The following is a 19186-nucleotide window of genomic DNA, read 5'->3' as shown; positions in this document are numbered from 1 at the left end:
CTCAGGGCCTTACATGCGGAAGACGCCGAACTTGGTGTCTTCGATCGGTGCATTGCGGGTGGCGGCCAGGCCCAGCGCCAGCACGCGGCGGGTGTCTGCCGGGTCAATAACGCCGTCATCCCACAGGCGTGCCGAGGCGTAGTAGGGGTGGCCCTGGTCCTCGTACTGCTGGCGGATGGGTGCCTTGAAGGCCTCTTCCTCCTCCGCCGTCCAGGCGCCGCCCCGGCCCTCGATGCCATCGCGCTTGACCGTGGCCAGCACGCTGGCCGCCTGCTCGCCGCCCATCACGCTGATGCGTGCGTTCGGCCACATCCACAGGAAGCGTGGGCTGTAGGCTCGGCCGCACATGCCGTAGTTGCCGGCGCCAAAGCTGCCGCCGATGATGATCGTGAACTTGGGCACGCTGGCCGTGGCCACCGCCGTCACCAGCTTGGCGCCATGGCGGGCAATGCCCTCGTTCTCGTACTTGCGGCCCACCATGAAGCCGGTGATGTTCTGCAGGAAGACCAGCGGAATCTTGCGCTGGCAGCACAGCTCGATGAAGTGCGCGCCCTTGACGGCCGATTCGCTGAACAGAATGCCGTTGTTGGCGATGATGCCGACCTCCATGCCCTCGACCCGGGCAAAGCCGCAGACCAGGGTGGCGCCAAAGCGGGCCTTGAACTCGTCGAAATCGCTGCCATCGACAATGCGGGCGATGATTTCGCGCACATCGAAAGGCTTGCGCGTATCGACGGGAATCACGCCATACAGCTCATCGGCCGGGTAGGCCGGTGCCTGCGGCGCCTTGTCCGCGGCATGGGGCTGCTTGGCCTTGTTCAGATGGCTCACGGCCTTGCGGGCCAGCGCCAGCGCATGGGTGTCGTTGTCGGCCAGGTGGTCGGCCACACCCGACAGGCGGGTGTGCACATCCCCGCCGCCCAGGTCTTCGGCGCTCACCACCTCGCCGGTCGCAGCCTTCACCAGCGGTGGGCCACCGAGGAAAATCGTGCCCTGGTTCTTCACGATGATGGACTCATCGCTCATCGCCGGCACATAGGCGCCGCCGGCGGTGCAGGAGCCCATGACCACGGCGATCTGCGCAATGCCCTGGGCCGACATATTGGCCTGGTTGTAGAAGATGCGGCCAAAGTGCTCACGGTCAGGGAAGACCTCGTCCTGGTTGGGCAGGTTGGCGCCGCCCGAATCGACCAGGTAAATGCAGGGCAGGCGGTTTTGCGCCGCCACTTCCTGCGCGCGCAAATGTTTTTTAACCGTCATCGGGTAGTAGGTGCCGCCTTTGACCGTGGCATCATTGCACACGATCATGCAGTCCACCCCGCTGACCCGGCCCACGCCGGCAATCAGGCCCGCGCCGGGCGCATCGTTGTTGTACATGTTCAGTGCAGCCAGCGGTGCCAGCTCCAAAAAGGGCGTGCCGGGGTCCAGCAGCATCTGCACGCGGTCACGCGGCAGCAGCTTGCCCCGGCCCAGGTGCTTGGCCCGTGCGGCTTCACCACCGCCTTGCGCCACCTTGGCAGACTGGGCCCGCAGGTCCTCCACAATGCTGCGCATGGCTTGCGCATTGGTCTGAAAATCTGCCGACCGGGCATTCAGCTGGGTTGCGAGTTTGCTCATGCTTGTCCTCTTCAATGTTCTAGCGTTCCGTTCAGAAACGCGTTTTCTTTAAAAATAGTCTGCTGCCAAACGAATCCGCACCATGCACACCGTCGAAACCGTCCTGCTCGTCCTGATGATCGGTGCCGTCACCGGCATCATTGCGCGCTACATCCGGGCCATACCGCTGCCGCTGATCCAGATCATGCTGGGCGCTGCGCTGTCCTGGCCGCAACAAGGCCTGCATATCGATTTCGATCCCGGCCTGTTCATGCTGCTGTTCATTCCGCCGCTGCTGTTTGCCGACGGCTGGCGCATTCCCAAGCGCGAGTTCTTTGCGCTGTACCGCCCTATTTTGCGGCTGGCCTTTGGCCTGGTGCTGTTTACCGTGATTGGCCTGGGCTACCTGATCCACTGGATGATTCCGGAGATCCCGCTGACCGTGGCCTTTGCGCTGGCCGCCGTGATATCGCCCACCGATGCGGTAGCCGTCTCGGCCATCACGCGCAACCTGGGCATGCCGGCCCACACCATGCATGTGCTCGAAGGCGAGTCGCTGCTCAATGATGCCTCGGGCCTGGTGGCGCTGAAATTCGCCATCGCCGCCACGTTGACCGGCGTGTTCTCCTGGACCCAGGTCACGCAGGAATTTCTGTGGATCGCGCTGGGCGGCCTGGGCGTGGGTGCGGCGGTGGGCTGGGGCTTCAGCTACCTGCGCGATACCGTCACCCGCCGCCTGGGCGATGTGGCGGCCACCCAGATGGTGCTGCTGCTGGTGCTGCTGCCGTTTGCGGCCTACCTGCTGGGTGAAAAGATTGGCGTCTCCGGCATTCTGGCGGCCGTGGCCGCTGGCGTGGCCACCAATTTTGGCGACCTGAACCGGGCCGACTACATCTCCGAGCGCATGCAGACCGCCGGTACCTGGGCGATGGTCGAATCGGCGTTCAACGGCGCGATCTTCCTGCTGCTGGGCTTGCAGCTGCCGTCGATTATTGGCGTGACCTTGCGCGATGCCGGCCATGACTGGTGGATTCTGGTGGGCTATGTGGCCATCATCTCGATCGCGCTGCTGGCGCTGCGCTGGATCTGGCTGATGCTGGGCGTCAGCCGCAGCCTGCACAAGGCCCACCAGGCCGGCAAGCTGATCAAGAAACCCGATCTCTGGCTGAACCTGGCCACCACCTTGGCGGGCATTCGCGGAGCGGTCACGCTGGCCGGTGCGCTGTCCGTGCCGCTGCTGCTGAACAACGGCCAGCCGTTTCCGGCAAGGGACATGCTGATCTTTCTGGCCACCGGCACGATCTTGTTCACCCTGGTGATCGGCAGCATCGGCCTGCCGCTGGTGCTGCGCCGCGTGCAGGCGACGAGCGAGCCCGAATCGGTGCGCGAAGAGCGCCAGGCGCGCATTGCAGCCTGCCGCGCAGCGATCAACAGCCTGGCGATGAGTGACGACGATGCCGCCCAGCAACCCACCGAATGGCAGGCCCAGCAGCATGAAATCGAAGGCCGGATTGCGCGTGAGTACCGCAACCGTATCGACCTGCTCGACGAAGAGCGCACGCCCGAATCGGCCGAGGTGCAGGACCTGGCCACGCCCGACGCCGTGCAGGAGCGGCGCCTGCGCTATGTGGCCGAGCTGGAGATGCGGCTCAACTGCATCAAGGTCGAGCGCCACACCATCTACGCAGAGCGGCACAACAACCGCATCAACGACGAATCGCTGCGCAGCCTGGTCCAGGAGCTGGACCTGAGCGAGATCACCTTGCGCAAGCGCCTGGAAGTGGCCCGCCGCGCCGCCGCCAAGCAGGCTGCCAAGCTGGAAGGGCATTGATCGTTCAAACGGGTGCTGCATGGCGGCGCTCTGCCGGTCTCAGGCGGTCTTGCTCACATCCAGCTTCAGCGATTCGATCATCGCCTCGCGGATCTTGAACTTCTGGATCTTGCCGGTCACCGTCATCGGGAAGGCCTCGACAAACTCGATATAGCGCGGCACCTTGTAATGGGCCACCCGGCCCTTGCAGTAACTGCGCAGCGCCTCGGCATCCAGGCTTTGGCCGGCCTTGACGATGACCCAGGCGCAAAGCTCCTCGCCAAAGCGGCTGTCGGGCACGCCCACCACCTGCACATCCTGCACCTGCGGGTGGGTGTAGAGGAACTCCTCGATCTCGCGCGGGTAGATGTTCTCGCCGCCCCGGATCACCATGTCCTTGATGCGGCCGACGATGTTCACATAGCCTTCCGCATCCATCGTGGCCAGGTCGCCGGTGTGCATCCAGCCATCGCCATCGATGGCCTCGCGCGTCTTGGCCTCGTCGCCCCAGTAGCCATGCATGACCGAGTAGCCGCGTGTGCAGAGCTCACCCGATTGGCCGGGGGCCACGGTTTCGCCGGTCTCGGGGCTGACGATCTTGACCTCCAGGTGCGGATGCACCTTGCCGACGGTGGACACGCGCTTGTCCAGCGGCGTATCGGTCGAGCTTTGGCAGCTGACCGGGCTGGTCTCGGTCATGCCGTAGGCGATGGTGATCTCGGACAGATGCATCTGGCTGACGACGCGCTTCATCACCTCGATCGGGCAGGGGGAGCCAGCCATGATGCCGGTGCGCAGGCTCGACAGGTCGAACTCGGCAAAACGCGGGTGGTCCAGCTCGGCGATGAACATCGTGGGCACGCCATGCAGGCCGGTGCAGCGCTCGGCCTGCACGGTCTCCAGCACGGTCAGCGCATCAAAGCCATCATTGGGGTAGACCATGGCCGCGCCATGCGTCATGCAAGCCATATTGCCCAGCACCATGCCAAAGCAGTGGTAGAGCGGCACGGGGATGCAGAGCCGGTCTTCCTCGGTCAGGCGCATCGCCTCGCCAATGAAATAGCCGTTGTTGACGATATTGCGGTGGGTCAGGGTGGCGCCCTTGGGAAAGCCGGTGGTGCCACTGGTGAACTGGATATTGATCGGGTCGTAAGGCGTCAAGGTGGCGCCGATCTGCGCGACCTGCGGGTCGGCTGCCTCACCGCTGGCGATAAAGCGCGAGAAGCGCTGCATGCCCGGCTGCTCCTGGCCCTGGCCTGCGACATCGATCCAGACCACCAGACGCAGATCGGGCAGCGCCGCGATCTGCAGTGCGGCGCTGCCTTGGGTTTCCAACTCCGGCGCCAGCGCGCGCACCATGCCCAGGTAGTCGCTGGTCTTGAAGCGCTCCATCACGAACAGCGCCTTGCACTGCACCTTGTTCAGCGCATAGGCCAGCTCGGAGGTGCGGTAGGCCGGGTTGATGTTGACGAGGATGATGCCCACATGGGCGGTGGCCAGCTGCAGCAGCACCCATTCCACATTGTTGTGCGACCAGATGCCGACCCGGTCGCCTTTGGCGATGCCGGCACGCAGCAAGGCACTGGCCAGTTGCTGCGATTGCGCCAGCAGCTGCTGGTAGCTCAGGCGCAGGCCTTGGTGGCGGCTGATGAGCGCATCACGCGCGCCAAAACGGGCCGCCGTCTCGCTCAGTTGCTGGCCGATGGTCTTGTTCAGCAGGCGCGGCTCGCTGGCGCCCCGTGCATAGCTGCTGGTCAATCTGGTCTCGCTCATGGTGTCTCCTGTCCGCCGCCCAACCAGCCGGGTCGGCGGCCTTTTTCCTTGTCTTTCAGCATACGCGAGCGTGCCGCGCAAATGATGGCAGGATGGTTGCAAATGTCGCCAGTACAATGGCCCTGCTTGGCGCTATTTAAACCCCACCCTCCATGCCCAAACCCCTGCCCTCTTCTGCCGTCGTGCACCACCCCGCAGTCACGCCCATGGCCTTTGTCCGGGCGATCGCCCGTGCCTACCAGCACCGGGGGCTGAGTGCGGATCGTGCGCTGCAATTGGCGCAAATCGATCCCTTGGCGGTCGAAAAAGACGGCCCTGGCATCACCGCCTTGCAGTTCGAAACCCTCTCCGACGCCGCCATGCAGGAGCTGGACGACGAGGCCCTGGGCTGGTTCAGCCGCCGCCTGCCCTGGGGCAGCTATGGCATGCTGGCCCGCGCCTCGCTCACCAGCCCCAACCTGGGGGTGGCGCTCAAGCGCTGGTGCCGCCACCATGGCCTGCTCACCGATGACCTGGCGCTCAGCCTGCAGGTGCAGGGCGAGACGGCCACGGTCGAGATCATCGAACACACCGGCCTGGGCGAGCTGCGCGAGTTCTGCCTGGTCTCCATGCTGCGCAATATGCATGGGCTGTCGAGCTGGTTTGTCGATTCGTCGCTGCCGCTGTTCAAGGTGAGTTTTCCGTTCGACGCACCCGCCCATGCCGATGTGTATGCGCTGCTCTTCCCTGGCGATGTGCAGTTTGGCGCACCGGTCACCCGCATGCAGTTTGATGCGCGCTACCTGGCCTTGCCGATTGCCCGCGACGAAGCGGCGTTGCAGCGCATGCTGCAGCGCGCGCTGCCGCTCACCGTGCGTCCCTACCGCCGCGACCGGTTGATGGTGCAGCGCGTGCGCCAGTTGCTGGCCGCCGACCCCTCGGCGATGCACAGCGCCGACAGCCTCTCGGCCAAGCTGCATCTGTCGCTGCGCACCCTGCACCGCCAGCTCAAGGACGAGGGCGCATCGCTGCAGGCCCTGAAGGACGAGGTGCGGCGCGAACGCTCGCTGACCCTGCTCCACCGCAGCAACCGGCCGATCAAGCAGATCGCGCAGCTGGCCGGCTTCAGCAATGACAAGAGCTTTATCCGCGCCTTCCGCACCTGGATGGGCATGTCCCCGGCCGAGTACCGCAAGAGCACCCGGCCGCCGGCCTGAGGCTCCGCAGATGCGGGCCTGACACCGGCCCGATTTGCAACCTGGCTGACACCTGCAGGGCAGCCACTGGCGTCCATTCGTGCCAAGATGGCGGCACAACATCGGATGGAGACTTGCTGTGATCGAGCTGTACCACTGTGCGAGCGCGCGCTCGTTCCGCGCGCTATGGATGCTGGAAGAGCTGGGCCTGCCCTACCGGCTGCAGATGCTGCCCTTTCCGCCCCGCGCACTGGCCAAGCACTATCTGACGCTCAACCCGCTGGGCACCGTGCCGCTGCTGATCGACGGCGACACGCGCATGACCGAGTCCGCCGCCATCTGCCAGTACCTGGCCAGCCGCGACCCCGCCCAGCGCCTGGACGTGCAGCCCAGCGACCCCGCCTATGGCAGCTACCTGAACTGGCTGCACATGTCCGATGCGACCTTGACCTTTCCGCAGACCCTGGTGCTGCGCTACCAGTTCTTTGAGCCCGCCGTGCGGCGCCAGCCCCAGGTGGCTGAAGACTACGAGCGCTGGTTCCTGGGGCGGCTGCGCGCGCTGGAGACCGCCGCCCAGGCGATGCCGGACAACCAGCCCTACCTCTGCGCAGGCCGCTTCACGGCCGCCGATGTGGCCGTGGGCTATGCGCTGATGCTGTCGGATTACCTGGGCATGTCGTCCCAATGGGGGCCGGCCACCCAGCACTACTGGATGCAGCTGCAACAGCGCGCCGCCTTCCTGCGCAGCCTGGAGGCCGAAAAGCAGGCCGCGCTGGACCAGCAGATCGACCCCATTCCGTCGCCGTTGATCCGGCCCTGACCTTGCCTGGAAGCCCTCGACATGATCGCCATCACCGACCAGACCACCATTGGCCAGGCACTGCAGGCCGCCATGGCGCGCTACCCCGACCACAGCCTGCTGGCAGTGCCGGCCAACCCCAAGCGCAGTTACCTGCCCGAGGGCTGCGAGTTCAGCTACACGCAGGCCGGCGCCCATATTGCGCGGCTGCAGGCGAGCTACCAGGCGGCCGGCTATGGCGTGGGCCACCGCGTGGGCTTGTTTCTGGAAAGCCGGCCCGAGCACCTCTGGCACAAGCTGGCGATGAACAGCCTGGGCATCTGCTGTGTGCCCATCAACCCCGACTACAAGCGCCGCGAGCTGAACTACCTGATCGACCATGCGCAGCTGGATCTGGTCGTCTGCCTGCCCGAGCGGCTGGAGGCGCTGCAGCAGTCCCTGCAGGACACGCGCAACCAGCCGGCGCTGGTCTGCACCGATCCGCAAGATGGCAGCGCCATCACACTGCCAGCAGCACGCTCGCAGCCGTCGGGCCGCTTGAGTGCCGATACGCCTGCAAGCATCCTCTACACCTCCGGCACCACCGGCCAGCCCAAGGGCTGCGTGCTGTCGCATGCCTATGAGCTGGCCGCTGGCAAGTGGTATGCATCCCACCCAGGCCATGTGTCGATCCAGGAAGGCCGCGAGCGCCTGTTCAACCCGCTGCCGCTGTTCCATGTCAACGCCTCCATCCTGTCGTTCTATTGCATGCTGCTGAGCGGTGGCTGCCAGATCCAGACCGACCGCTTTCAGCCCAGCCGCTGGTGGGAAGAGGTGGCCAGCAGCCGCGCCACCATCGTCCACTACCTGGGCGTGATCATTCCGCTGCTGCTCAAGCAGCCGCCATCCGACTGGGAAAAACAGCACTGCGTGCGCTTTGGCTATGGCGCGGGGGTGGAGCCGCAGCTGCATGCCGCTTTCGAGCAGCGCTTTGGCTTTCCGCTGATCGAGCTGTGGGGCATGACCGAGGTGGTGCGCACCCTCTCCGACCATGGCGACGACCGCCAGGTGGGCACACGCTCCTTTGGCCGGGGTACACCGGGGCTGGAGGTGCGGGTGGCCGATGAGAGCGGCCAGCCGGTGCCGCCCGGCACGCCTGGCGAGATGCTGGTGCGCCACTCGGCCGAGACGCCGCGCAAGCATTTTTTCAGCGAATACCTGGACAACCCCGAGGCCACCGCCAAGGCCTGGGAGGGCGGCTGGTTCCACACCGGGGATGTCGTGGTGCAGGACCCCGATGGCCTGCTGCACTTCATGGACCGGCGCAAGAACATCATCCGCCGCTCCGGCGAGAACATTGCGGCCGCCGAGGTGGAGGCCGTGCTGCTGTCCCACCCCAAGGTGCACCAGGTGGCCGTTCTGGCCGCGCCCGATGACATCCGCGAAGAAGAGGTGCTGGCCAGCATCGTGCTGAGCGAAGGTGTGGCGCCCGGCACTGCCATCTGCCAGGAGCTGTTCGCGTTCTGCCAGCAGGAGATGGCCTATTACAAGGTGCCAGGCTGGTGGTGGTTCACCGACGAGATCCCCACCACCGGCACGCAGAAGATCCAGAAGCACCGGATTCTGGCCGCAGGCCAGGATGTGCGCAGCCTGCCCCAGGTGCTGGACATGCGGGCGCACAAAAAGCGCTGACCGCGCCGGGCCCGCTGCTGCAGGGCGAGGAGTGCCGGGAGTCTAGCCTGCGCGGCGCAGCAGATCGGCGCCCTTTTCGCCAATCATCATCGTGGCCGCGCAGGTGTTGGCCGAGGTGATCTCGGGCATCACCGAGGCATCGATCACCCGCAGCCCCTGCAAGCCGTGCACGCGCAGCTGAGCATCGACAACGGCACCCGCCTCGGGCCTGGGCCCCATGCGCGCCGTGCCGTTGAGGTGGTAGGACGACACACCGTAGCGGTAGATGAAGTCCAGGATCTCGTCATCGGACTGCACCTGCGGCCCCGGCATGACCTCGTCCACCCGGTAAGGCGCCAGCGCCTGGCTCTGCAGCAAGGCGCGGGCCAGCCGCACGCCACGGATCAAGGTCTGGCGGTCGCCCTCGTCCTCCAGATAGCGTGGCTGCACCACCGGATCGGCCAGTGGGTCGTCGGAGGCCAGCTGCACCGTACCCATGCTTTGCGGCCGGTGCTGCCAGACGCCGCAGGTCATGCCCGGAAACACATCGAGCTGGCCCACGTAGCCTTCACGGTAGCTGGCCGGTGAGAACACGCCTTGCAGATCGGGCCGCTCCCGCCCCGGCTGCGAGGCCGCGAACCAGTGCACCACCGAGGGGCTGAGCTGCAGGATATTGGGTTTGCCGCGCAGCCATTGCCAGGCCTGGCCCCAGAGACGTGGCACACGTGCCAGCTCGTTGATGGTGGTGGCGTTCTTCACCGAGGCGACCAGCCGCACCGAGAAATGGTCCTTGAGGTGCTGGCCCACACCGGGCAGGTGCACCTGCGTGGCAATGCCCAGCGCGCGCAGCCGCTCGCCATCGCCAATGCCCGACAGCTGCAGCAGCTTCGGTGTATTGATGGCGCCGGCGCTGACAATCACCTCGCGCCGCGCCCTCACCTGGCGCCGCACACCATCCTGCAGGTACTCCACACCGCAGGCGCGGCCGCCCTCGACCAGAATGCGCAGCGCCTGCGCGCCGGTCCGCACATCCAGGTTGCCGCGCCGCACGGCCGGGCGCAGAAAGCAGCCGGCCGTGCTCATGCGCCACCCGTTGTGGATGCTGCGCTGGAAATAGCCCACGCCTTGCTGGTAGGCGCCGTTGTAGTCCGGGTTGCGCGCCAGGCCCTGCTCGGCGGCGCCTTCCAGAAAGGCCTCGCAAATCGGGTGCGGCCAGTGCGGCAGGCTGACCTTGAGCGGGCCGTTGTGGCCGCGCAGTGCCGGATCGCCGCCATCGACAAAATGCTCGCTGCGCTGGAAATACGGCAGCACCTCGTCATAGGACCAACCGGCATTGCCCTGCGCGGCCCAGCCGTCGAAATCCTCGCGCTGGCCCCGGTTGTAGACCAGGCCATTGATGGAGGTGGAGCCGCCCAGGGTCTTGCCCTGGGGCAGCGGAATGCGCCGGCCAGCGGTGCGCTCCGTCGGTTCGGAGCTGAACTGCCAGGCCACCGCCGGGTTGAAGATCACCTTGATGAAGCCGGCCGGCAGCTTGAGGTAGGGCCGGTGGTCAGGCGGGCCGGCTTCAAGCACGCAGATGCGCAGCGCCGGGTCTTCGCCCAAGCGGGCAGCGACGATGGCTCCGGCCGCGCCGCTGCCGACCACCACATAGTCAAAACTGTCGGCGGCCGGCGCGCTCATGCATGGGCTCCCAGGTACGCGGCACGCACCTTGGGGTCGCGCCGCAGATCGGCCGCTGCGCCCTGCAACGTGAAGTGGCCGGTCTCCAGCACATAGGCGCGGTCGGCCACCGCCAGCGCCTGGTTGGCCATCTGCTCGACCAGCAAGATGGTCACCCCCTGCGCCTTGAGCTGGCGCACGATTGCAAAGATCTCCTTGACGATCAGCGGCGCCAGGCCCAGCGAGGGCTCATCGAGCAGCAGCAGCTTGGGCCGCGACATCAGCGCACGCGCAATCGCCAGCATCTGCTGCTCGCCGCCCGACATGGTGCCGGCCATCTGCGCGCGGCGTTCACGCAGCCGAGGGAACGTGTTGAACTGCTGCTCCACATCGGCGGCAATCGCGGCGGCGCCATCCTTGCGGTGGTAGGCGCCCAGCAGCAGGTTGTCATGCACGCTCTGGTCGGCAAACACCTGCCGCCCCTCGGGCGACTGGGCGATGCCAAAGGGCACGCGCAGGTGGCCGGGCATGCGGGTGATGTCCTGGCCCAGGAACTCGATGCGGCCCGCTGCAGTGGGCTCCAGGCCCGAGATGGCCTTCATCAGGGTGCTCTTGCCCGCGCCATTGCCACCGATGATGGTGACCACCTCACCGGCATGCACCTGCAGCGACACCCCTTTGAGGGCCTGCACAGCGCCGTAGTGCAGCTCCAGCGCCTCGACACGCAGCAATGGTGTTTGCTCAGGCATGGGTGCCTCCGTTCATCGCGTCGTCCTCGGATTCATCGTCGCTGCCCAGGTAGGCGGCAATCACCCGCGGATTGCTTTGCACCTGCTGGGGCGTGCCTTCGGCAATCTTCTGGCCGTAGTCGAGCACGATCACGTGGTCGGACACCGCCATCACCAGGTCCATATGGTGCTCGATGAGCAGCACGGTAATGCCCAGATCGCGGATGCGCGCAATCACCTGGATCAGCTCCTGCGTCTCCTGCGGGTTGAGGCCGGCGGCCGGCTCATCGAGCAATAACAAACGCGGGTGGGTGGCCAGCGCGCGCGCCAGCTCCAGCCGGCGCTGCAGGCCATAGGGCAAGCTGCCTGCGGTATGCAGCGCCTTGTCGCGCAGCTGCAGGCGGTCGAGGATCTGCAAGGCTTCATCCCGCGCAGCCAGCTCGGCGCGCCGGGCCTTGCCCACCCCGATCAGGCTGGCAAAGAAGCCCGCCTGGATATGCGCATGCAAGCCGACCTTGACGTTGTCGAGCACCGTCATGTCACTGAACAGCCGCAGGTTCTGGAAGGTGCGGCCCAGGCCCATGCGGGCAATCCGGTTGGGCGAGACACCGACAATGCTCTGCCCCGCGAACTGGATGGTGCCGCGCTCGGGCACCACAATGCCCGAGAGGATGTTGAGCAACGTGGTCTTGCCCGCACCATTGGGCCCGATCAGCGAATGCACATGGCCGGGCTTGATGCACAGATCCACCTCATTGGTCGGCACCACGCCGCCATAGGCCTTGTAGATGCCGCGGCCGTCCAGCAAACCCTCGCTGCCGGTACTGGCCAGCGGCGCGGCCGATTTGAGTTGCCAGGCCGGCAGATCACGCGGCAGCTGCGGCGTAGGCAGCAGGCCCGGCGCATATTTGCGCGCCAGGCTGCGCAAGGTGCCGGCCAGGCCATTGGGCATGGCGTACAGCGCAAACAGCAACAGCGCACCATAGGTGAAATGCTGCACACCTGGCCAGCGCGACAGCAGCGAATCGAGCAAGGTCAGCACCACCGCACCCAGCAGCGGGCCATAGACGGAATTGCCGCCAAACAGCACCACCAGCAGGAAGAACACCGACAGGTTGAAGGTGATGAAGTCGGAGTTGATGTACTGGTTCTGCTGCGTGATCAGCGCACCGGCGATGCCGCAGGTAAAGGCGCTGATGACAAAGGCCAGCACCTTGAACTTGTAGACGCTGACGCCGACGCTCTCGGCCGCCACCTCGGCGGTGTTGACGGCCATGAAGGCGCGGCCAAAGCGCCCGGCCAGCAGGTGGCGAAACATCAGATGCAGCACCACGCACAGCGCGAGCACAAACCAGACCCAGTGCGACGAGGCAAACATCTGATCGCCGAGCTTCAACGGCACCACGCCATAGATGCCCTGCTGGCCGGCAAACACATCCTGCCATTCGGAGACCACCTTCTCGACCACGATGCCAAAGCCGATGGTCACCATGGCCAGCGCCGGGCCCTTGACCCGCAGCGCCGGCAGCGCAATCACCACGCCGAACAGGCCGGCCAGCACGCCGGCCATCGCAAACGCGGCCCAGGGGTTCCAGCCCCAGCGGGTGGTGAGCAGCGCCACCGCATAGGCGCCCACAGCAAACAGGCCGGCATGGCCGAGCGATTTCTGACCGGTGTAGTTCACCAGCACATTCAGCCCGGAGGCGGCGATGTAGTTCACCCCGATCAGAAAGACGATGCGCAGGTAGAAGTCGTTGCTGGTCATCAGCGGGATGGCGGCCACCAGCGCCGCCACCAGGGCCAGCCAGCCGTAGTGCTTGATCTCGCTGTTCATCAGACTTTCTCCACGATCTTCTGGCCCAGCAGGCCCTGGGGCCGCACCACCAGCACCACGATGATCAGCAAGAAGATGCTGATCTCGCGCATCTCCGCCTGCCACAGGCCCACCAGCGCTTCAATCAGGCCCAGCACAAAGCCGCCCAGCATGCAGCCGCGCGGGCTGGTCAGCCCCCCCAGAATGGCCGAGGAGAAAGCCTTGAGTGCCAGGCTCATGCCCATGAAAACCGATGCCGTGGTGATGGGCGCAATCAGCAAACCGGCCAGGCCCGCCAGGCTGGAGCTGATGACAAAGGCCAGCACGACGATGGCCGTCACATTGATGCCCATCAGGGTGGCGGCGCTGCCGCTTTGCGCCACCGCGCGCACGGCCTTGCCGATGCGGGTATGGCGCATCACATAATCGAGCGCGAGCAACACGGTCACGCTGCAGACCAGCACCAGCACCTCCTGGGGCAGCACACCGGCATTGCCGATGCGCAGCACCTCGCTGCCCAGCGGCGAGGGCATGACCAGAGGGGCAGGACCCCAGATGGCCAGCGCCGTGTTCTGGATGATGATGCCAAAGCCGATGGTGCTCATCACCCAGGCCATGCCGCCACGCCCCACAAAGGGCCGCACGGCGGCGTAGTACAGCAGCAGGCCCAGCAGCGCCAGGACGGCCATCGTGCCCAGCAGGCTGAGCACATAGCGCCACAGGCTGACATCGGCGGGCAGCAGGCTGTCGGTGATGTTCTTGCCGGCGAGCAGCAGCAGTACCGAGACCGCGACAAACGCGCCCGCGACCAGGAACTCGCCCTGGCCAAAGTTCAAGGTCTTGGTGGTGTTGAAGGTGATGTTGAAGCCCACCGCCACCAAGGCATAAATACTTCCCAAGGCCAGCCCGCTAAAGACCGCCTGCAGTATCGAATCCAGCATACGTACCCCAGACACATTGCTGCTAAAAAAACCAGGCCTGCGTGCCGCATGGGGCGGGCGCAGGCCTGACGAGCCGATGCCTTACTTCTTCAGATCCGCTGGTGTCAGCGACTTGTAGACACTGTCCTCAAAGCGCACCACGTCGCTGCCCTTCCAGCGGGCGAGGTAGAAGTCGCTCACGCTCAGGCCTTCATGGTTGGTCTTGCTGAAGGGCTTGTCGTAGGTCTTGATGACGCCGTCGGTGCTGTTCAGGTTTTCCAGCGCAGCGGCAACCTTCTCGCCATCGGTGCTGTTGGCCTGCTTCATCGCTGCGGCCAGCAGCATCACCGAGTCATAGGCCTGGGCAGCGCAGGGGAAGGTCGTCAGGGTGGGGAAGTTCACACGCACGCGCTGGCCCAGGGCCTTGGTCTTGGCGGAGGTGTCTTCGGTCGTCGAGGCCGCCATGATCAGGTGCTCGGCCAGCTTGGTGCCCGCCATCTTGGGCAGCAGCGAGCTCAGGTTGCCCCAGGTGCCCAGGGTCGTGGGCATGTAGTTGATCTTCTCCATGCTGCGCAGCACCTGGGCGGCGCCATCGGCAATGCCGTAGATGATCACGGTGTCCGCGCCTGCCGCCTTGATCTTGTTGAGCTGCGAGGTCATGTCCGTGTCCTTCGGACCGTACTTCTCGACCGCCACGGGCTTGACGCCGTGCAGCGCCAGAATCTCAGTCGCATCCTTGATGCCGCCCTGGCCGTAGCCGGTGGAATCGGCCAGGATCGCGATCTTCTTGTCCTTCGAGGCCTTGACGGCATAGGCGCCCAGCAACGCGACCTGTTCGCGGTCCACCATCGAGATGCGGTAGAGGTAGTTCTGCGGTTCTTTGGCGTAGCGGGTGGTGATTTCGGTGGCCGTGCCAATCGGCACGATCACCGGCACCTTCTTTTGCTGCGGAATATGCAGCCAGGCCAGCGCGTTGCCGGAGTTGGCCGGCCCCACGATGCCGCTGACCTTTTCGCTGTCGATCAGCTCCTGCACGGTCTGGATGGCCTTGGGCGGTGTGCCCTGGTCATCACGGATGACACCCACCAGCTTGCGGCCCATGATGCCGCCGGCCTTGTTGATGTCTTCGATGGCGGCTTCAAACCCCCAGCGGCCGGAAATGCCCAGCTCGGCCACGCCGCTGGCCGATTGGTCGGCGGTGTAGCCGATCTTGATGTCCTGGGCCTGTGCCGAAAAGGCGAAAACGCTGGCTACCAACGCCGCAGCCTTCGTCAGACGATAGACGAGCTTGTACATGTTTGTCTCCTTGCTTTGTTGTCAAAATCTCTTTGTCAGCCTCGTCTGCACGCACGAGGCCCTTGTCTTCTTCAATATAGCGGCGGATGCCGCAATCGCTCTTCTGGCTTACTCCTAAGTAAGAGTTCGTAACTACAACCCCTTAGTCGCGGTGTGCCGCGAGCAGCAGGTCCGCCGCCTTTTCCGCAATCATCATCGTCGGCGCACCGGTGTTGCCGGAGGGCATGGCGGGCATCACCGAGGCATCGGCGACCCGCAATCCCGCCATGCCATGCACACGCAGCTGGGGGTCGACCACGGACTGGCCATCGCCCGCCGCGCCCATGCGGCAGGTGCCCATGAAATGCCAGGCGGTACTGCCCCGCTCACGGGCAAACTGCAGCAGTTCCTCGTCCGATTGCAGCTGGGCGGACGGCGCCTCGTCGCTGGCCACATAGGGCGCCAAGGCGGCGCTGTGCAGCAAGCGGCGGGCCTGGCGCAGGCCTTCGACCACCAGGCGCTGGTCGGCGTCATGGTGCAGGTAGTGCGGCTGGATCACCGGGCTGTCCCAGGCATGGGCCGAGGCCAGGCGCACATGGCCCTGGCTCTGGGGGCGCAGCTGGTAAAAGCCCAAGGTCATGCCGGGAAAGCCATCGAGCTGGCCGGCAATGCCGGAGGCATAGCTGCCGGGCGAGAAATGGAACTGAAAATCCGCCCGCGCGCCTGGCGCCTGTGCCGATGAGAAGGCATAGGCCACCGAAGGGCTGATGGCCAGAATGCTGGGCTTGCGGACCAGCCAACGCGCCACCTGGCCCCAGAGCCGCCAGCCCCGGGCGGTGGTGTTCAACGTCGGCGCGTTCTGCACCCGCACGATGGAGCGCAGCATCATATGGTCCTGCAGGCCTTCGCCGACGCCGGGCAGGTGCTGCCGCACCGCAATGCCCAGATCCTGGAGCCGCTGCGCGTCGCCCAGGCCCGACAGATTCAGCAGCTTGGGCGAATTGATGGCCCCGGCCGCCACAATCACCTCGCGGCTGGCCTGCAGGCGCCGCAGCGGGCCGCCAGGCTCGGCCGCGTACTCCACGCCGGTGACGCGTGTGCCTTCGATCACCAGGCGGCTGACCTGGGCGCGGCAGATGACCCGCAGGTTGGAGCGCCCCTTGGCAGGCCGCAAAAAAGCCTTGGCGGCGCTGACCCGCCAGCCCCGGTGGATCCAGCGCTGGTAATAGCCTGCGCCCTCTTGCTTGGCCGCGTTGTAGTCCTTGCCGGAGGGGATGCCCAGGCTGGCTGCGCCGGCGATAAAGGCATCGCACAGCGGATGGCGCCAGTCACAGTCGGTGATGGGCAGCTCGCCTTCGAGCCCCCGGTAGTTCACGTCACAGAGGGCCAGGCGCCGCTCCGAACGCTTGAAGTACGGCAGCACCTCGTCATAAGACCAGCCTGTGGCGCCCTGGGCTGCCCAGTCATCGTAGTCCTGGGCCTGGCCGCGCACATAGTTGAAGCCGTTGACGGCGCTGGAGCCGCCCAGGGTGCGGCCCAACTGAGCGACGACCTCGCGGCCCAGGGTGGCGGCATCGGGCTCGGTCTTGAATGGCCAGGTGTAGCGCGGGTTGTAGCCGACCTTGATAAAGCCGGCGGGGATGTGGATGTAGGGGTGGTGATCGGGTGGACCAGCCTCCAGCAGACACACCTGGAAGCGGCCCGATGCGCTCAGGCGGTTGGCGAGGATGCAGCCAGCCATGCCGGCACCGACAATGATGAAGTCAAACGCCGCATCCCACTCATGCACAGGCCCCATAACAACTCCAGGTGGCAAACAGATGAAAAGTCTAGGTGCAGCCTGGGATCAGGCCTGTCGCTTCAGTGTCCGCCTCTGCGCCTGGTGGGCAGCGTCATGCTCAGGCCGCGAGGGCCGAGGCGCGCGCCACGCGCTGCGGCAGATCGTCCATGTGTTCAAAGAACTGGCTGGCACCGGCTGCCGCCAGATCGGCCTGCGAGCAGACTGCATGCGCAGGCGGGTGATAGGCCCACACGGTAGCGCCGGCCGCCACACCCGCCTGGGTGCCGGTCACGCTGTCTTCGATCACCAGACAGCGCTGCGGATCGGCACCCAGCGCAGCAGCCGCAGCCAGGTAGACATCGGGGAAAGGCTTGGTGCGCGGCATCTCATGGCCGCTGAAAATACGGCCTTCAAAATAGGGCAGCAGGCCGGCAATGCGCAACTGCATCACCACCTTCTTGCGGTCGGCACCCGATGCGCAGGCGATCTGCCCGTTGAACTGGGCATGCAGGGCCTTGATCGCTTCCACCGCACCGTCGATGGCTTTGACATCCTGCTCCAGCGCTGCATTGCGGCGCGCATAGAACTCCTCCATCCAGGCATCGGTCAACGGCTTGCCGGTGTGGGCCTCGATCAGGTCCTTCTGGCTGCGCACCATCTTGCCGATGAACAGCTGCAGGCAATCCTCGGACGACAGCACCCAGCCCGCCTCATTGAGCATCGTGCACAACACCCGGTTGGTGATAACTTCACTGTCCACCAACACACCATCGCAATCAAACAGCATGGCCTCAAAGCCTGCATTGGGGTTCATTTTGGGATCCTCGAAAAACAGGTGGTGATCAGAACTGGTCACCATCCAGATAAAACCAACGGCCTTGTTCCTGCACGAAGCGGCTGCGCTCATGCAGGCGCACCGCACGGCCTTGCAGCTTGTAACGGGCGACAAACTCGACCTCGGCATGGCTGCCATCCACCGGCTCGAAGGCCTTGACCTGCAAGCCCAGCCAGCGGCACTGCGGCTCAAAATCCAGCTGAGACGGGCGGGTAGAGGCATGCCAGGTCGCCAACAGGTAGGCACGCTCCTCGAGCACAAAGGCGCTGTAACGCGACCGCATCAGGTGCTCGGCATCCGGTGCTGGCATGCCCTCGAAATCCGCTATGAAGCGGCCGCAACAGGCGCTGTAGGCGGCCCCGGATTCACAAGGGCAGGCGGGCTGCGTGGGCAATGGGGGTTTCTTGGCCATGGCTTAGCGCAATGCTCCAAAGACCTTGCGCACGGCGGCATTGGCGCTGCCCAGCGGGTTCTGGCGAATAGCACGCTCCTGCTCGCCAATCACAGCGTAAAGGCCATCGAGGGTCTTGCCGGTCACATACTGGTTCAGATCCAGTGCATCGCTGGAGACGCCAAAGCTCGCTGCCTTGCCCACCAGCTGGTTGTACTGCTGCACGACACCCACCTGACCCGTCGCCTGGGTCACCACCGGCAAAAACCGCTGGGTCAAAGGCTGGCGTGTTTTTTCCATAAAGAACGTGGTTACCGAGCCTTCACCGCCGCTCAGGTTTCGCTTGGCATCGTCCAGCGTCATGCGCTGCACGGCATCCAGCAGCATATCCTTGCCCATCGGAACGGCCAGCTCCGCCGCCCGGTTGATGCCCTGCTCCACCTCATCTACATAGCGGCCCTGGCCAAAGCGCCGCATCATCTTGGCCGCTTCACCCATATAGCCAGGCAGCGGAATGCGCAGCTGGGGGTTGTTGAAAAAGCCCCCGTTCTGGCCCAACTGGGACACCGCCACCTGCGCACCCTGGGTCAGCGCAGCCTTGATGCCCTGGCTCGCATCGGTATGGGTCAGATCGGCGAGCGAGAGCGCGAAAGCCGGAGATACCGCACCGGCACCGCCCAGCAGCGCCAATAGATGCAGCAGACGGCGGCGCTGCGCTTGGCGCAGACAGCTTTGCTCTGTCATGGCAGTCCTTGAAACACAAACAGCTATTGTGCCAAACACCGCCATCGAGCCGTGCACCAAGGTGCTTGCCTGCCCGCGCTGAAGTGCAAAAGAGGGTCAGCCGAAGGCTGGTTACGGCTGCCAGATAGCGCGGCGCAAAAGAAAAACTCCTCTACTCGGGAAGAGCAGAGGGGTTGATCAGTATAAAAGCCTGACGATGACCTACTTTCACACGGGAATCCGCACTATCATCGGCGCG

The 19186-nt window shown here is 65.3% G+C and carries 15 protein-coding genes; 4 read left to right on the top strand and 11 right to left on the bottom strand.

Translation table 11 applies throughout. The annotated features are described in order from the left end of the window. Positions 1 to 9 precede the first annotated feature (9 nt). Positions 10 to 1617 (bottom strand): carboxyl transferase domain-containing protein, encoded by a 1608-nt coding sequence (locus AB7A72_RS14170; protein ID WP_239810631.1) that lies wholly within the window; start codon positions 1615 to 1617, stop codon positions 10 to 12. Positions 1618 to 1699: 82 nt separating this feature from the next. Here AB7A72_RS14170 and AB7A72_RS14165 point away from each other — a divergent pair, with 82 nt between their 5' ends. Further along, a complete protein-coding gene (locus tag AB7A72_RS14165) occupies positions 1700 to 3427 on the top strand; it encodes a Na+/H+ antiporter (protein ID WP_312418085.1) in 1728 nt (575 codons plus the stop codon). 39 nt (positions 3428 to 3466) lie between these two features. Here the strand turns inward: AB7A72_RS14165 and AB7A72_RS14160 are convergent, their stop codons facing one another. Further along, positions 3467 to 5179: an AMP-binding protein gene (locus AB7A72_RS14160; RefSeq protein ID WP_239810629.1), complete on the bottom strand. Its 1713-nt coding sequence runs from the start codon at positions 5177 to 5179 to the stop codon at positions 3467 to 3469. A 152-nt stretch (positions 5180 to 5331) separates the two neighbouring features. Between AB7A72_RS14160 and AB7A72_RS14155 the strand changes: the two genes are divergently transcribed. From AB7A72_RS14155 to AB7A72_RS14145, 3 genes are all read left to right on the top strand, one after another. Beyond that, complete coding sequence (locus AB7A72_RS14155) at positions 5332 to 6375, top strand: AraC family transcriptional regulator (protein ID WP_239810628.1); 1044 nt, start codon at positions 5332 to 5334, stop codon at positions 6373 to 6375. A 118-nt stretch (positions 6376 to 6493) separates the two neighbouring features. Further along, complete coding sequence (locus AB7A72_RS14150; protein ID WP_369460361.1) at positions 6494 to 7174, top strand: glutathione S-transferase family protein; 681 nt, start codon at positions 6494 to 6496, stop codon at positions 7172 to 7174. A 21-nt stretch (positions 7175 to 7195) separates the two neighbouring features. Further along, a complete protein-coding gene (locus AB7A72_RS14145) occupies positions 7196 to 8824 on the top strand; it encodes an AMP-binding protein (RefSeq protein ID WP_313334451.1) in 1629 nt (542 codons plus the stop codon). Positions 8825 to 8866: 42 nt separating this feature from the next. Here the strand turns inward: AB7A72_RS14145 and AB7A72_RS14140 are convergent, their stop codons facing one another. The 9 genes from AB7A72_RS14140 to AB7A72_RS14100 form a co-directional block, all read right to left on the bottom strand. Further along, the gene (locus tag AB7A72_RS14140; RefSeq protein WP_369460360.1) at positions 8867 to 10483 is read right to left on the bottom strand and encodes a GMC family oxidoreductase; all 1617 of its coding nucleotides are present in this window, start codon (positions 10481 to 10483) and stop codon (positions 8867 to 8869) included. Then, complete coding sequence (locus AB7A72_RS14135; RefSeq protein WP_043338144.1) at positions 10480 to 11211, bottom strand: ABC transporter ATP-binding protein; 732 nt, start codon at positions 11209 to 11211, stop codon at positions 10480 to 10482. Before AB7A72_RS14135 ends, AB7A72_RS14140 begins: the two co-directional genes overlap by 4 nt. Beyond that, on the bottom strand, positions 11204 to 13024 hold the full coding sequence (locus AB7A72_RS14130; RefSeq protein ID WP_369460359.1) for a branched-chain amino acid ABC transporter ATP-binding protein/permease: 1821 nt from the start codon (positions 13022 to 13024) through the stop codon (positions 11204 to 11206). Before AB7A72_RS14130 ends, AB7A72_RS14135 begins: the two co-directional genes overlap by 8 nt. Beyond that, entirely contained in the window at positions 13024 to 13944 is a 921-nt protein-coding gene (locus tag AB7A72_RS14125) for a branched-chain amino acid ABC transporter permease (RefSeq protein WP_239810622.1), read from the bottom strand. Before AB7A72_RS14125 ends, AB7A72_RS14130 begins: the two co-directional genes overlap by 1 nt. 81 nt (positions 13945 to 14025) lie before the next feature. Then, a complete protein-coding gene (locus AB7A72_RS14120; protein WP_312529217.1) occupies positions 14026 to 15219 on the bottom strand; it encodes an ABC transporter substrate-binding protein in 1194 nt (397 codons plus the stop codon). A 142-nt stretch (positions 15220 to 15361) separates the two neighbouring features. Beyond that, positions 15362 to 16996 (bottom strand): GMC family oxidoreductase, encoded by a 1635-nt coding sequence (locus AB7A72_RS14115; protein ID WP_369460358.1) that lies wholly within the window; start codon positions 16994 to 16996, stop codon positions 15362 to 15364. A 100-nt stretch (positions 16997 to 17096) separates the two neighbouring features. Beyond that, positions 17097 to 17792: an HAD family hydrolase gene (locus AB7A72_RS14110; protein WP_312529215.1), complete on the bottom strand. Its 696-nt coding sequence runs from the start codon at positions 17790 to 17792 to the stop codon at positions 17097 to 17099. Between the two features lie 28 nt (positions 17793 to 17820). Then, entirely contained in the window at positions 17821 to 18225 is a 405-nt protein-coding gene (locus AB7A72_RS14105) for a YchJ family protein (protein ID WP_369460357.1), read from the bottom strand. Positions 18226 to 18228: 3 nt separating this feature from the next. After that, entirely contained in the window at positions 18229 to 18948 is a 720-nt protein-coding gene (locus AB7A72_RS14100; protein WP_312833822.1) for a DUF4197 domain-containing protein, read from the bottom strand. Positions 18949 to 19186 lie beyond the last annotated feature (238 nt).

Origin of the sequence: Comamonas sediminis (assembly GCF_041107495.1) — a bacterium.
Lineage (GTDB): Bacteria > Pseudomonadota > Gammaproteobacteria > Burkholderiales > Burkholderiaceae_C > Comamonas > Comamonas sediminis.
Note: the sequence above shows the minus strand (reverse complement) of the source record. Positions and strands in the feature narration are given on the sequence as shown.